The organism is Nostoc sp., from assembly GCF_036917155.1.
Classification (GTDB): domain Bacteria; phylum Cyanobacteriota; class Cyanobacteriia; order Cyanobacteriales; family Nostocaceae; genus Nostoc.
The window spans coordinates 40,236-54,307 of the sequence record NZ_JBALDZ010000068.1; the positions used below are offsets into that span (position 1 = coordinate 40,236).

Genomic DNA, 14,072 nt, shown 5'->3' on the forward strand with positions numbered 1-14,072 from the left:
CAAATGTGTTGAACTCATCGACACCACTCGCCAGAACCTTGAAAACTTAATCTGACGTTTCCAAGTGAATCTCAAAGTACTTATTTTGACTTTGTGTACGTAAATTTTTCGCGGGGGTCAGGCGATCGCCAAAACCCTTATGATTTCGTTGACCCCCGCGAAAATCTCTCTGGGTAAGCTTTTGAGGAGGGTCTACTAGTACTAAATTCTCAACAAATGCAGCTTATTGACAGATAAATTAGACCCCCCGCGAAAATGGGTATCTGTAACCCTGTCTGCATAAGGCTTCTAAATGGGTAAAGTTTTAATTCCTTTACCCCTCACGGGGATGGAAACAATAGAACAAGAGCATTAATAGCGTGATATTCTATTCTTTACATAACCATTTCCCCTAAAGGGGATGGAAACATTTTTACCCGAAGGCGCACTTTCATGCATCGGGACTGCCTTCCTCAAGCCGACTCGTCACGGATGATCGTCAAACCTAAAGCTTTGTAAGAAGTTAGCATCCGATCAGATACAGTCGATGCCGTTACAAGATAAGTTAGTGCATGAATCGACTGCACAACATAAGGTGCAGCAGTGTCTAACTTTTCCTCTGTGGCTAATCCAACTACCTCAGCTGCTCCAGTAATCATCGCTCGTTTGACATGGGCTTCGTCCAAATTCTGTACACTAATCCCAAATTCTGGATGTAGACTACACACCCCCAACATGCACAAATCTGCACGAATCATTCGTAATGCCTCAACTGTAGTAGCACCAACGTTTACCAAAGCTTTTTTGTAGAGTTGTCCACCTAACATGACAACTTCAACATGGGGATGTTCTGCCAAGGCGATCGCAATGGGAGGGCTATTGGTGACAATTGTTGCTTGCAAATCCAAGGGCAAATGACGGGCTACTTGGAGAGTTGTTGTACCTCCATCTAAAATCACCACCTGCCCTGTACAAACTAATTTGGCAGCTGCACGAGCGATCGCTTCTTTTTCTTTCGGTGCTTGTTTTTGGCGATCGGCATAACTAGCAACAGCTGGAGAAACCAGAAGTGCCCCCCCATGAACGCGCTGCAAAAGACCAGATTCAGCTAGTTCTCGCAGATCCCGACGAATTGTATCTTCAGAAACCTTTAGAACAGCGCTGAGTTCCGACGATAGTACCTTCTTGTCACGACGCAGAATTTCCAAGATAAATTGTCGTCGCTCCGCAGTTAGCATAGTTGATTTTCCTGAAGTTGCATATTTGATCTTGAAATTGCGCGTTTGTGAGTTTATACTCATAGACATGCAGGTTTCTGCATATTTTCGATCGCCTTTAAATAAATTCAAGCATATTCACGCAAGCGGGGTTTAACAATCTTAGCTGCATTTTCAATGACTTTTCACGCCTGCTTTGTTGATCAAAAAGGGTCAGATTGCTATTGCTCAAATTTCTGATACAGCTTTTTCCGAAATTTGCCAATGCTGTTGTCCTGTTTAAATCGGTTTAAATCCAAGGAATAATTTATGACTGTTACGAAGATTCAATTTCCCATTGATTTGAGTGCTTACAAGCCTCTAGTTCTTAACCCAGCCAAGACAACTCTTACCGTGGAGCAACGAGAGAGCCTAAAAACAAATATTCAACTCTGCCGTGATGCGATCGTCTTGTTTACAGCCACCGGAGCCGCTAGAGGGGTGGGTGGTCACACTGGAGGCCCTTATGACACAGTACCAGAGGTGGTCATACTTGATGCCTTATTTCAGGCAGCATCAGATCAATTTGTGCCGATTTTCTTTGATGAAGCTGGACATCGAGTTGCAACTCAGTATTTGATGGCAGCTTTGCACGGTGACTTACCAAGTGAGCAACTCCTACACTATCGTGAAGCCCACTCTGGCTTACCAGGACACCCGGAACTAGGACTAACTCCTGGTGTAAAATTTAGCTCTGGACGACTAGGACATATATGGCCCTACGTCAATGGCGTAGCGATCGCAAATCCAGGTAAGATTGTTTTCTGTCTTGGTTCCGATGGTTCCCAGCAAGAAGGTAATGACGCTGAAGCTGCCCGCTTGGCTGTCGCTCAACATCTTAATGTTAAACTAATCATTGATGATAATGACGTGACAATCGCCGGACATCCTTCAAAATATCTACCTGGCTTTACCGTTGCCAAAACCTTAGAAGGGCATGGGTTGAAGATACTCGAAGGAGATGGAGAAGATTTAGACGACTTATACCGTCGGATTTGCGAAGCTGTAGCAACTCCTGGGCCAGCTGCCATCATCAATAAACGCCCCATGTGTCCTGGTATTAAAGGATTAGAAGGTTCTACTCACGGTCATGATGTGATTTCCGTAGAGTTAGCAATTCAATATCTCGAATTACGCCAACAAACTGCTGCTGTTGAATACATCAAGAGCATTCAAAAACCGAAGCACACTTACACTTTTCTTGGCTCTAGTAATAAATGGGATGCTAACCGCAATGTGTTTGGTGATGCGGTAGTTTCTGTCTTAAGTCGCATCAGTGAAGCAGAACGCAAGCAAAAAGTCAGAGTCATTGATAGCGATCTTGAAGGCTCTTGTGGTCTGAAGAAGATTCACGAGGCATACCCCGAAATTTTTATCTCCTCTGGCATTATGGAACGGGGTAACTTTTCAGCTGCTGCTGGATTTGGGATGGAGGCAGGAAAACAAGGTATTTTCGCAACCTTTAGCGCTTTCTTGGAAATGTGTATCTCAGAGATTACGATGGCGCGGTTGAACTACTCTAATGTACTTTGTCACTTTTCTCATGCAGGTATCGATGATATGGCAGATAATACCTGCCACTTCGGTTTGAACAATATGTTTGCTGATAATGGTTTAGATGATGGCTACGAAACACGTCTTTACTTTCCATCTGATGCTAATCAAATGAAAGCTTGTGTAGAAACTGTGTTCTTCGATCCGGGACTGCGATTTATTTTCTCCACTCGTTCTAAAGTACCTAACATTCTTGACAAAAACGGTCATGAATTTTTTGGTAGCGACTATAAATTTGTCCCTGGCAAAGATGAGGTAATTCGAGAAGGAACCCAAGGCTACATCATCAGCTTTGGTGAAGCTCTGTATCGTGCCCTCGATGCTGTCGAACGTCTCCAGCAAGAAGGGCTAGACGTAGGTTTGATCAATAAACCAACCCTAAACGTTATTGACGAAGAGATGATGGTGAAAATCGGTAATGCTCCTTTTGTACTGGTTGTGGAATCCTTTAACCGTCGAACTGGATTGGGCAGCCGTTTCGGTAGTTGGCTATTAGAGCGTGGGTTGACTCCCAAGTATGCTTATCTTGGTACTCATAAAGAAGGTTGTGGCGGTTTATGGGAACAATTTTTGCACCAAGGCATTGATCCAGTGAGCATTATGAACAAGGTGAAGGATTTAGTGAAATAATTTGACATTCCGCAAAGAACAACTCAGCAGTTGAGACGGAAAACATGGTATGGAGGCGGGTAGCGCATCTGACGCTTAAAGCCTCCCTAAGTATATCCAAGTATAATAAATATTCAGTGACATTCGGCTGTTATCCAATTTCAAAAATTAAATATCAATCCTAAGTATTAGTGACAAAAGTAACTATTTAAATATGACTTTTGTCACAGGCGTATATCTGATTATGTCGATTACATTGAGAATGTACAAATCAAGTAATGCAAGGCAGATTAAGAAATATATGAACCGCTTAAAAGCTATTCTACTTGGAGGCTTATTAGCCGCTACCTCAATTGCTGCTCTTTCTCAAAATGCTAATGCTGCTGAATTTAAATCTGAGCGCGATCGTTTTAATCATAATACTGTAGCTTTTAATAACAATCGAATTCAACGTGAACGTCAAATCCGTGAACAACGCGCTCGTGAATTGCGTGAACGCCAAGCTCGTGAACGACGCACTCGTGAATTGCGTGAACGTCAAGCTCGTGAACGACGCACTCATGAATTACGTGAACGTCAAGCTCGCTTGAATCACTAAGAAAATAAATTTTCACTCATATTACCTTAGGAGAGTAGCAATACTCTCCTTTTTTTATTTACATAAATTTGCTCAAATCAATGCCCAAATGTATTGATCTTAGATCAGTTATAAAACGAAAGTTAAAGTGGAAAAAGCCTACTATAAACCTGCTGTATATAGGTTTTAGACTTTTTACTTTTTACGAAAAAGATAAGGTTCAAAGCCGTACTTCGTCCCGCTACGCGCTTTCGCCCGCAAGTGGCGCGATAGCTCCCTTGCTCCCTAGCTTCCTTGGTTGAAGCCCCACCCGCAAGTGGCGTGGTTTTTCTCCTCTGCTCCTCTGCTCCTCTGCTCCTCTGCTTTTTCACTTTCCTGGCTTTACTCCTTAAGTAGTAGTTATATTCTTGATAAAAACTGTTGCATTTAATACTATTAATGATGCAAATATTCTTTGCATTTAATTGATTTGAAAATTGGCTATTAATGCAGTTTGCTATAATTACTATAGTTTTTGTTTTTGAATTTTTGAAGGGGTCTAACATTGAATATGGCTATCCGTCTTCCCATTGTTGCTACCACCTTTATGGTTGCTAGCATTAGTATAGCTACACTTTTGGGCGTTGCATCTCCCGCTTCAGCTCAAGAAATAATTACTTGTTCAAGCCGTAATAATCAGAGGAATACTTGTTCAATACATACTAGAGGCAGAGTGAGGCTTGTTAGGCAATTGTCTGACGCCACTTGTAGAGGAAATTGGGGCTATAGGAATGATCGTATTTGGGTGAAAAATGGTTGTCGGGCTGAGTTCTCAGTTGGCGATCGCAGAAACGGCAGGTACAGATAGGAAATTGGGTATTTGGGGTAACATTACCGAAACGGTCTAATTGGACGTGCTGGGCTGTAATCCTGGATTGAAACTTACCTATTCCCACAAGGAGGCTGACATTGAAGCCGATCGGATCATAGGTGGTATAGGACTTACGCAAAGGTAACGAAAAACGTAGACGCGGAGCGGCTTACCGCAGGCTACCACAGAGGACGCAGAGGCCACGGAGGAATGAGAGTTTGAGAGGGTTTTTGCGTAAGTCCTATGGTAGTTAAAAATTATCCCGACTACCACCATGCGAAATAGAATCTTAGCCTGTCACTAGCGATCGCTAATAGAGAGATGCCAAAACTTTATCTGCTGCTGCTCGGAATGCAGTTGCAGCACCAGCGCTCATATCCCGTGGCGCACAGATGCGATTTCTCACATAGGCAAGTGTGATGGCTCCAATTGCGGCCGCAGTGGGATCGGCATTGTCTTTGCCACCCACGCGCCCCCACGGTAATGCTGCACCATTGCCGTTGATGAGATAGTCAGCCAGCAATCTCAGGTGAAAATCAACCGCTTCTTTAACGGCTGTTGTGTCCCCATTGACCGCCAATGCTTGCACCCCGGAGTTTTTGAGGATATCTCCTAAAGCAACTTCTCGGTTATCAGTCAACCTCTCAGCCGCTTCTGCCCGAAATTGAATTTCTTGGCTAGCTGCTGGGTCAGGGGGCAAAGGATTGCCGATTGGTGTCACGCCCCATCGGCGACGCAGGAGTAAATTGTTGGTGGTATCATCCGATTTGACGCGCTGATAGGCGGGACGCTGCTTGAGTGCTTCAAACCAAGCGTTGATCCGAGGATACCGGGGATTTCCCTTGAGGTGATATCCCCGATAAACGGGTAAGTTAGCTGCCAAGCGGTCTAAATGGGGGCTGTAGGTAATATCTACCACGCTAAATGTTGACAAAAAGTAGGGGCCAGCATACTTTCCAAGAAGTTGTTCCAGTTCGTCTAATTTCGCTTCAAAAGTTGCCTGTAAGCTGGCTAATTCATTTGGATCTTCAGGAGCTTGTCTGAGAAATTTGTAAGCGATATCTCTCACACCATTGGTTTCAGCATCCTCAAGCCACTGCCTAGCAACTGCGTTTTCCTGTGGGTCTTCAGGGAGCAAGGTTGACCCAAATTGTTCTTCTAAGGCTAAGAGAATGTCTTTGGATTCATAAACTAACTTTCCCTCAATTTTTGCAGCCGGGACAAGGGTTGTAGGAACTAAGTCTGTATACCATTTAGGCTTGTTAGTCAAGTCGATAAACTCTGTTGCAAAGGGAATTTCCTTTTCTTCGAGAGCAAACCAAACCCTTTCACAAAATGGACACCAAGAGTTAGTATCACGGTAAAGAAGTACTGGCGGTTCTGTATCTGGTGGCAGTTTATGGAGACTGCTAGGGATAGGAGCAGTAGAAGGAGATTGCCCTGGTCTACGCACCCGTCGAGCAGGGGTATTTTTTTGGGCAATTTCTAACAGTTGTTCCCAGCTAGTTACTGTGTCTTGAATTGACATATTTCACCTTAGTTTCAGTTAACTTTTCTATTGTCAGTCAAACCGTTGATTGACTATTTGCATTTATTAATCGCATTGGTAAAGCTTCCATCCCATAATGGTTTCACGTCAACCTTCGTGGAAATAACTCCGGCACGATAAAAGGTGTCAGCTACATCTTGCTGAGAAGCGATCGCCTGTTGGGAAATTGGCAGCACTTGTGATCGCGTCTGTTTTAAACCCTCTTTGGCATCTTTGAGGACAAAGGTTTCATCCACTCCAATTGCTTTTGCATAGTTCTTTGACCACACGTCTATATTTGATGCTTGCCAATCTTGCGATTTTTGGATGCGGCAGAGGAAGTCTGCGATCGCAACTTTTTTATTAGGATCGGCGATCGCACTCGGTGATGCGACAATTGTAAAATTACCGCTGAGAATATTTTTCGCTGATTTGAGTACCTTAGCTCCGTCTTTCTGGGCTTGCTGGATTGCGTAACCATAAGTAGCCCAAGCATCTAGGTCGCCTCTCCTAAAGGCAGAGAGTCCGTCAGGAATAGTTAGCGGTACAGCCTTCACATCTTTGAGTGTCAATCCCTCTTGTGCCAACATCTTAATCAGGAAGTAATGAGCTGTAGTCGCTTTGACATAGCCGATTTTCTTACCTTTGAGGTCAGCAAACTTCTTCGCTTTGGAGTTTTGTGGCACAAGTACGACTTGACCCACTGTCGGCCCCTTAATGGAAGCAATGATTTTTACTGCCCCTTGGGATTGAATCGCAAAAATTGGTGGGATCTCGCTAGCACTACCAACATCAATAGCGTTGGCGTTGATTGCCTGTACGATCAAGTTTCCGCCAGTAAATTCTGTAAACTCGGTTTTGTAGGGAAATTTATCTTGTCCAGATAACTTAAGTTGCAAATCCCAACCGCCTTTGTAATTTGAAGCGCGTAAGGTAACATTTGACAAGTTGGTAGCAATCGGGTAAGTGACTGTAGCATTTTTGGAACTGCCGGTATGAGTAGCGATCGCTAAACCCAAAAATGCACCCATTGCAACTATTGCCGAAAGACCTCGGATTGAAATAGGGACTGGGGATTGGGGAAGGTCGGGCCCCCTCTGGGGATAAGGGGTAATAGGGATTGGGGACTGGGAAGATTTAGACCGCCCCAAACTTGGGATAAAATGAAATGACTGGAACTTCATAAACTAATTTCTTAACTATTGAGGATAGTAATTTAAATGATCGAATAGGGACATAAAAATTGGCATGAAAAACTTATCTCTCATCCTTTATAAGTTAAGTCGAATGTATGCACAGATGTGTGCTAAAACGCAAAGTCGCAAACTTTATAGGTATTATTCCTAAAGTTATAGACTGGTATGTTTATAGCTTTTCAAAAGCTGAATTATTCAACTCTGATTATTAACTACTATAAATTGGTAGGTTTACAGTAGTTAATGGTGATTATCACATGAAAATAGTTTGAAAGCAAGATTTTATATATATTTTTTTTGACTTGTTTAAGCCGACAAAATCAGAAAAATCTCTACAAATTCGAGTCAACAAACTAACAAGTGTTTAAAGTCAAGCTAATAACTGCTATTAATCTACAATACTTGCAATTTTATCGAGTGTAGCCCAAGAGTGAAGCACCCCATCCAATGAAAGCGCTACCAAAGACTAGCCATGCAGCATTGATGCGGTAGTGAATAGCTAAAATAGCTGAGACGATGGCGATCGCAAGTCCGAGAAAATCTACAAATGGGGCTTGTGGTAACGTTAAAGTGGCTGTCCCCAGTTGTAGAGTAGTAACAACCATTAGCGCTACAGCACTAACATTCACAGCATCCAAAAAGGCTCTAGTCCAAGAAGAAGCCCGTAAGCGTGGGATTAGGGGATTCAAGGCAGCAACGAAAACAAAAGAAGGTAGAAAAATTCCGATTGTGGCAACAATTGCGCCAGGTATGCCGGCAATGAGATAACCGATAAAGGTAGCAGTGGAAAGTACTGGGCCAGGAGTAAATTGACCAATTGCGATCGCATCTAATAACTGCTGCTGTGTCAGCCAGCCATATTCTTGAACTAACCCCCCTTGCAGAAAAGCCACCAAAAGGTAGCCACCACCAAACAAAACACTACCGACTTTCAGAAAAAACCAACCCAACTGCCATAAAGAAACATTGGTTGCAGTAGATGCAGTAGCTACTAATGCAGCAATAGCCGCTGATGCCTTCCAAGTTGCGCCGGTGCTGAGACTAGCAATGAGAAAGTTGGCTTTATCTCCTGGCTTGTCGTTTTTATCACCAGAATGTAACCAAATCATACCCAGCAATCCCCCAATTAATAGGGCAACTACTTCATTTAATTTCAATAATAATGTCAGGAATGCTACAGCCAAAGCAATTACTAGTAATTGGTGGGTTTTCACAGCCTTTTTTGCCAAGCCCCAGAGGGCGTTAAGAATTATTCCTAAAACAGCCGGTTTAATGCCATAAAGTAAGGGAATGACTTGGGGTAGAGTGCCGTAGGCAACATAAACCCAAGCAAACCCGCAAGTAACTAGAACCGCAGGTAAGACAAAACAAACGCCCGACACAATCAGCCCCAGCCATCCTGCATAGATGTATCCTATGTGGATAGCCATTTCTGTGGAATTTGGGCCAGGAATTAGGTTAGTTGCACCCAGCAAATCGAGAAAATGCTCCTTTGTCAACCACTGACGGCGCTTAACCACTTCATCTTCAATCATGGCAATATGGGCAACTGGGCCGCCAAAGCCAATGACGCCCAGTTTAAAAAACAGGTTGGCGAGTTCACCCAAACGACTTGATTCTGAATTAGTCATTTTTGCTAGGCAATATTTTTCATTCTATTAGTGAAGTAAAATCCCAACCCAGCAATTGAGCAACTTGAGCAGGGAGGGTAACTGGATTAAAGGGTTTGAGGATTACACCTGCAACTTGATACTGTCGCAAAATTTGCGAATCCAGCCATCGCGCTTTTGCACTGAGCAATACTAAGGGAATAGCTTGAGTTTCTGAATTATTTCTGAGTTTATTCATCAACTCAAAACTAGCCATATCACGAATTGAGATGTCTAATACAATCGCATCAGGACTATGGCGTACTGCATTCTGTAATCCTTCTAATGGAGAATCTGCCGTCACCACATTCCAACCAGCTAAATCTTGGAGGCAAAATTTTACTATCTCACGGACATTCAGTTCATCATCAATGAGCAATATCGTTTTGCCAGTTATATTTACCTCCTCTAGCATATTCATTTGATTTCATACACTTTTCCGGTGAGATAAAAGATTTTTATCTTTAACCAAGAAAGATAAATTACAAAAATAAGAAACTAATAAAGATATAGATTTTGTTACAAAGCTTAAAAATTAATCGTTCCATCCCAGAATCTTGGTAACTTCGTTGCAAATCGAGGTGGGTTCAAAGGGTTTGGTAATAATTCCGGCAATACCCATCTGGGCGAAACGGGCGCGATCGCTCCCTTGGACTTTCGCTGTTAATAGAATCACTGGCAATACTGTTCGGTTAAGGCAAGAGACGCGATAAATCGCCGTCTCTACAATAATCATTCCTTTGTAGAGACGGCGATTTATCGCGTCTTTGGAATTTAGAATTTTAATCAAAAAACCTTAACCGAACCGTATTGGGGGACTGGGGACTGGGGATTGGGGACTGGGGGGAGAATAATAACTCAGCACTCAGCACGGGCTAAACGCCCCGCTATCCATGTACAGCACTCAGCACTTTCAGATCAGGAGGTAGGAGGAACGCGCACTTAAAAATGTGGGTTCTTCTTGCCCTCTACATTCTCTTATTCTGTTCTGGCTGGAGGCGTTTTTCAGTTAGGGATTCAGCTTTTTTATCTGTCTAAAATAACAAACAGGATTTGTATCGATCGCAAAATGAATTAGTTTTTATTAGTTTTTATAGTTAAGCGATCACTCCATATTAATGTTTACAATCAAGCATTCAAAATACACCAGCAATCGCCTGTGCAATATCTTTAGGTGTAGCACCTATTGCTAACATCGTTATTTTTTGATCGGTTCGGGGAACTCTATAAATACGGTTTAGTAATTGCCCAGCACCCACCAGAGAAAAGCTTCTTGTGGGCGCTGGGCTACTCTGAACCGGATTGTAACCATATTTTGAGTTTTGAGGATCGGCTGATGGACAAATCAATTATTCAGTTGGTTGACGAATTACCGACTGACAATATTACTGTCAAAGTTTTAAAAGCTCTTGATTATGTAGCACCAGGTGAATGGAGCAATTTGACGGGGTTTGACAATAGTATTCGCAGCATTACTGGAGAAACCGATGCTAAGGTAATCCAGAAAATCCGCGATCGCGCCGCTAATCTATACAAAGATCCTCAAAAAGGCTACCAGTTTGCAATCAAACTTTATCAAACAATTGATAAGGCAGACACAGCTATGGCAGCGGCGGCTTTAGCAAATAAAGTTAGTGAGAAAATCGGCTTTCTCTCTTTTTTAGGCAAAATTACTCCCAAAGCTGATGTCACTCAATCCATTGACTTATTACTAAAGATTGCTGTCGAAATCATTGCCTTTTGCAAACTAAATGGCGTTCCTCAACCTAATCCCCAAGAGTTTGCTAATTCCCTTGCTAACAACTATCAAAATGCATCCCTAATACGGATGGTCGCTCTAGTTTGTATAGATGGAATTTTGCCCTTAGGCCCCGATTTCCTGAGCAAAATTCACGGAGTTATTAGCGGCACTGATGCTGGTCTCATAACTCAAAATCCAGTTTTCTTAGCCGTTAATAACTTTCTTCCAGGTAATAATCCTTCTGATAAAGTTGGTTTTATTAGTCAGGGTTTCAACTCAGTGCAAGGCTGGATGAATGACTTAGTATCCAAAACAGGCATAACCCCGCAATCAATTTCTCGCAATTTGGATAATTTTATTCAGATTGCTGATGATAATTTAGATTTTGTCGCAGCATTCCTAGATCAAACTACCAATTACTACGAGCATACAGGAACTCAAACTGTCGCTCGCAATTTGATTTTGCAAGCTTATGCTTTAGTAAAAGAAGAAATTAAACAAGAACAGCAAAAGCCGATTCAAGATGTCTCATCTGCTGTCAAGTCAGATAAGAATCAGTATGAAGTAAGTAAAACAGTGGAAGTCTGGGATAATGATGACGAGGATTGGTATCAGGGAACAATTGAGAAGATCCAAGATGACCAATTCTTTATTCATTACCTTGGTTACGGTTCATCTCATAACGAGTGGATAGGCGAAGATGACATTTGCACTCGCGATCTTCGTGCTGCTGATGACAATGGATATGCAGTCGGTCAAAAAGTAAAATGTTGGGATGATGACCAAGAGGCTTGGTATTCTGCAACTATTGAGCAAATTCAAGGTCAGCAATACTTTGTTCATTATATTGGTTATGACTCATCTTATGACGAGTGGGTTGATAACGATGAGATTTCCTAACTATTGAATTGCAACCCACAGCTCCCCGACTTCTTTGAGAAGTCGGGTATCTTGCTATAGCACTTTTAAAAAATCATAATTGACATCTGGGTAATCAATTACGAATTACGAATTATCTTGACACTTGCGCTACGATATCCCCTATTGCTTGCGTGCAATGTAGGTGAGGAGTAGTACAGGTCAAACACATGACAGAAGAAATCAATACACAGAGTACCCGAAATCTAGTGGCGATCGCTAACCAATTCACCCAACTGGGGCAGGTTACAAGCGTCAAAGCATTTGGCAGTGGTAATATCAATGACACCTTTTTAGCAACTCTAGATTCCTCAAAAGAACAAAATTTTGTCCTGCAACGCATCAACACGCAGGTATTTCGTCAGCCACAACTGATTATGCAGAATATGCGTACCTTCACAGAACATGTTCACAAACGGTTGCAGGATATACCCCTTAATCGTCGCTGGGAAGTGCCACGCGTACTGTTGACCAAAAATGCTCAAGACCACTGCAAGGGTGCAGACGGCTCATTTTGGCGGGCTATCAGCTTTATTGAAGGCTCCCAGTCTTTTGATAGTATAGGCGATCGCTCACACGCCAAAGAAATCGGTTATGCCTTGGGAATGTTCCACAATCTCATCAGCGATTTGCCGCCAGAAAAACTTGCTGACACCCTCGAAGGGTTCCATATTACACCGCTTTATCTCCAACATTATGAGGGAGTTTTGGCGAAAACTAGTGTGAGTGAATCTTCTGAAGTTAATTATTGCTTAAAGTTTGTTAGCGATCGCCAAGTCTTTGCACATATCCTAGAAAATGCCAAATCTGAAGGTATTCTACCCTTGCGTCTGATGCACGGCGATCCAAAAATCAATAACGTGATGTTTGACATTGTTACCCAGCAAGCCGTCAGCGTTATAGACCTGGACACCGTGAAACCTGGTCTGGTACATTACGATATTGGTGATTGCCTGCGATCGGGTTGCAATCCGGTTGGTGAAGAAACTGAGAATTGGGAAAGTATTTATTTCGATACCGATCTGTGTCAAGAAATTCTACAGGGTTATCTCGCTGTGGCTAAAGCATTTCTGACCGAGAATGATTATGCATACATATATGATGCGATTCGTCTAATTACTTTTGAACTAGGACTGAGATTTTTTGCTGATTATTTAGCAGGGAATGTCTACTTTAAAGTTAAGCACCCAGAACATAATTTGGCAAGAGCGATCGTTCAGTTTAAGCTTACCGAAAGTATTGAATCTCAAGAAACGCAGATTTGTAAAATTATCCAAGATATGAAATGAACGACCAGACATTTTCCCTGCAACCTTTCCCTTCTACTGAGTCCTTTCCTAATTTGAAAATTACAGGCAATATCTCCCGAAATGCTAATCAACTTACCATCTGCTACACCCTTGGAGGCGATTTAAAAGAAATTGCAATTCCTAGGCCATCAAATGCACCATCACGCAAGTACGAATTGTGGCAAGATACCTGCTTCGAGTTTTTCCTTGGCATCAAGAATTCTCAACGGTATTGGGAATTCAACCTCTCTCTCGCCGGACACTGGAATGTCTATCATTTTGATGGGTATCGTCAAGGAATGCAAGAGGAAACAACTTTTGAAAAGCTCCCGTTTAGTGTTCAAAATCAAGCTGATGGTTTGGTACTTACGTTAGATGTCGATTTGGGTAAAATCATCTCGGCAGAGCAAGCCATTGAAGTTGGCATTACTACCCTTATTAAATATAGAGCTGGTGAGGTGACTTACTGGGCGTTAACTCATCGAGGGGTGGAGGCTGACTTTCATCTACGGGATAGTTTTATAGCTGTAGATACCTAACTTAGTAACTATAGAACGTCAATATGAATGCAAATGAATATATCTTGCAATTACCTCATATAAGTATAAAGAGTAGAGAGTTACTTCCTGAAAATTCAGGAATATACTATGTACTAGATGAACAATTTATAGTTTGGTATGTAGGGCAGGCGAAAAATTTACGTAGTCGTTGGGCAGGTGATAGCCATCATAGACTGGATCAGCTACAAAAACAGCGAAAGAAGCAGTTTGTCATATACTACGAATTGGTAGCTGAATCATATCTCAATGCTATGGAACGACAGCGCATTGAGGAGTACAACCCGCAACTGAACGGGGAGCATCCTGACAAACTCTCCCAATAGACTAACAAACCTTATTGCTAAAAAAGAGTATTTCAAGCAATTA

At 42.4% G+C, this 14,072-nt stretch carries 12 protein-coding genes and 1 pseudogene; 7 read left to right on the forward strand and 6 right to left on the reverse strand.

Features of this window, described 5'->3' with window-relative positions; genetic code table 11:
* Positions 1–452: 452 nt before the first annotated feature.
* Positions 453–1,217 (reverse strand): DeoR/GlpR family DNA-binding transcription regulator, encoded by a 765-nt coding sequence (locus V7K67_RS10170; protein ID WP_334733513.1) that lies wholly within the window; start codon positions 1,215–1,217, stop codon positions 453–455.
* 288 nt (positions 1,218–1,505) lie between these two features.
* Between V7K67_RS10170 and V7K67_RS10175 the strand changes: the two genes are divergently transcribed.
* From V7K67_RS10175 to V7K67_RS34340, 3 genes and pseudogenes are all read left to right on the forward strand, one after another.
* Positions 1,506–3,419: a transketolase C-terminal domain-containing protein gene (locus V7K67_RS10175; RefSeq protein WP_335166371.1), complete on the forward strand. Its 1,914-nt coding sequence runs from the start codon at positions 1,506–1,508 to the stop codon at positions 3,417–3,419.
* Between the two features lie 280 nt (positions 3,420–3,699).
* Complete coding sequence (locus tag V7K67_RS10180; protein ID WP_335166373.1) at positions 3,700–3,996, forward strand: hypothetical protein; 297 nt, start codon at positions 3,700–3,702, stop codon at positions 3,994–3,996.
* 565 nt (positions 3,997–4,561) lie between these two features.
* Positions 4,562–4,726, forward strand: a pseudogene (locus tag V7K67_RS34340) (DUF3011 domain-containing protein); the annotation flags it as partial.
* A 409-nt stretch (positions 4,727–5,135) separates the two neighbouring features.
* Here the strand turns inward: V7K67_RS34340 and V7K67_RS10185 are convergent.
* The 5 genes from V7K67_RS10185 to V7K67_RS10205 all read right to left on the reverse strand — a co-directional run bounded on the left by V7K67_RS10185 (position 5,136) and on the right by V7K67_RS10205 (position 9,988).
* Positions 5,136–6,353 (reverse strand): glutathione S-transferase family protein, encoded by a 1,218-nt coding sequence (locus V7K67_RS10185; RefSeq protein ID WP_335166375.1) that lies wholly within the window; start codon positions 6,351–6,353, stop codon positions 5,136–5,138.
* 53 nt (positions 6,354–6,406) lie between these two features.
* Positions 6,407–7,384 carry an ABC transporter substrate-binding protein gene (locus V7K67_RS10190; protein WP_334733518.1) on the reverse strand — a complete coding sequence of 326 codons (978 nt, stop codon included), beginning with the start codon at positions 7,382–7,384 and terminating at the stop codon, positions 6,407–6,409.
* A 575-nt stretch (positions 7,385–7,959) separates the two neighbouring features.
* The gene (chrA, locus tag V7K67_RS10195) at positions 7,960–9,180 is read right to left on the reverse strand and encodes a chromate efflux transporter (RefSeq protein WP_334733519.1); all 1,221 of its coding nucleotides are present in this window, start codon (positions 9,178–9,180) and stop codon (positions 7,960–7,962) included.
* Positions 9,181–9,199: 19 nt separating this feature from the next.
* Positions 9,200–9,619 (reverse strand): response regulator, encoded by a 420-nt coding sequence (locus V7K67_RS10200; protein WP_334733520.1) that lies wholly within the window; start codon positions 9,617–9,619, stop codon positions 9,200–9,202.
* A gap of 114 nt (positions 9,620–9,733) precedes the next feature.
* Positions 9,734–9,988 carry a hypothetical protein gene (locus tag V7K67_RS10205; protein ID WP_334733521.1) on the reverse strand — a complete coding sequence of 85 codons (255 nt, stop codon included), beginning with the start codon at positions 9,986–9,988 and terminating at the stop codon, positions 9,734–9,736.
* A gap of 546 nt (positions 9,989–10,534) precedes the next feature.
* Here V7K67_RS10205 and V7K67_RS10210 point away from each other — a divergent pair.
* The 4 genes from V7K67_RS10210 (at position 10,535) to V7K67_RS10225 (ending at position 14,029) form a co-directional block, all read left to right on the forward strand.
* Complete coding sequence (locus V7K67_RS10210; RefSeq protein ID WP_335166418.1) at positions 10,535–11,839, forward strand: Tudor-knot domain-containing protein; 1,305 nt, start codon at positions 10,535–10,537, stop codon at positions 11,837–11,839.
* Between the two features lie 188 nt (positions 11,840–12,027).
* Positions 12,028–13,146 carry a phosphotransferase enzyme family protein gene (locus tag V7K67_RS10215; RefSeq protein WP_334733522.1) on the forward strand — a complete coding sequence of 373 codons (1,119 nt, stop codon included), beginning with the start codon at positions 12,028–12,030 and terminating at the stop codon, positions 13,144–13,146.
* Positions 13,143–13,685 carry a DOMON-like domain-containing protein gene (locus V7K67_RS10220; protein ID WP_335166378.1) on the forward strand — a complete coding sequence of 181 codons (543 nt, stop codon included), beginning with the start codon at positions 13,143–13,145 and terminating at the stop codon, positions 13,683–13,685. Before V7K67_RS10215 ends, V7K67_RS10220 begins: the two co-directional genes overlap by 4 nt.
* A 23-nt stretch (positions 13,686–13,708) precedes the next feature.
* Entirely contained in the window at positions 13,709–14,029 is a 321-nt protein-coding gene (locus V7K67_RS10225) for a GIY-YIG nuclease family protein (RefSeq protein WP_334733524.1), read from the forward strand.
* Positions 14,030–14,072 lie beyond the last annotated feature (43 nt).

Excerpts from the sequence above, each read along its gene's own strand:
- V7K67_RS10170 (WP_334733513.1), bottom strand. The coding sequence starts at position 1,217 with ATGCTAACTGCGGAGCGACGACAATTTATCTTGGAAATTCTGCGTCGT.
- V7K67_RS10175 (WP_335166371.1), top strand. The coding sequence starts at position 1,506 with ATGACTGTTACGAAGATTCAATTTCCCATTGATTTGAGTGCTTACAAG.
- V7K67_RS10180 (WP_335166373.1), top strand. The coding sequence starts at position 3,700 with ATGAACCGCTTAAAAGCTATTCTACTTGGAGGCTTATTAGCCGCTACC.
- V7K67_RS10185 (WP_335166375.1), bottom strand. The coding sequence starts at position 6,353 with ATGTCAATTCAAGACACAGTAACTAGCTGGGAACAACTGTTAGAAATT.
- V7K67_RS10190 (WP_334733518.1), bottom strand. The coding sequence starts at position 7,384 with ATGGGTGCATTTTTGGGTTTAGCGATCGCTACTCATACCGGCAGTTCC.
- chrA (WP_334733519.1), bottom strand. The coding sequence starts at position 9,180 with ATGACTAATTCAGAATCAAGTCGTTTGGGTGAACTCGCCAACCTGTTT.
- V7K67_RS10200 (WP_334733520.1), bottom strand. The coding sequence starts at position 9,619 with ATGAATATGCTAGAGGAGGTAAATATAACTGGCAAAACGATATTGCTC.
- V7K67_RS10210 (WP_335166418.1), top strand. The coding sequence starts at position 10,535 with ATGGACAAATCAATTATTCAGTTGGTTGACGAATTACCGACTGACAAT.
- V7K67_RS10215 (WP_334733522.1), top strand. The coding sequence starts at position 12,028 with ATGACAGAAGAAATCAATACACAGAGTACCCGAAATCTAGTGGCGATC.
- V7K67_RS10220 (WP_335166378.1), top strand. The coding sequence starts at position 13,143 with ATGAACGACCAGACATTTTCCCTGCAACCTTTCCCTTCTACTGAGTCC.
- V7K67_RS10225 (WP_334733524.1), top strand. The coding sequence starts at position 13,709 with ATGAATGCAAATGAATATATCTTGCAATTACCTCATATAAGTATAAAG.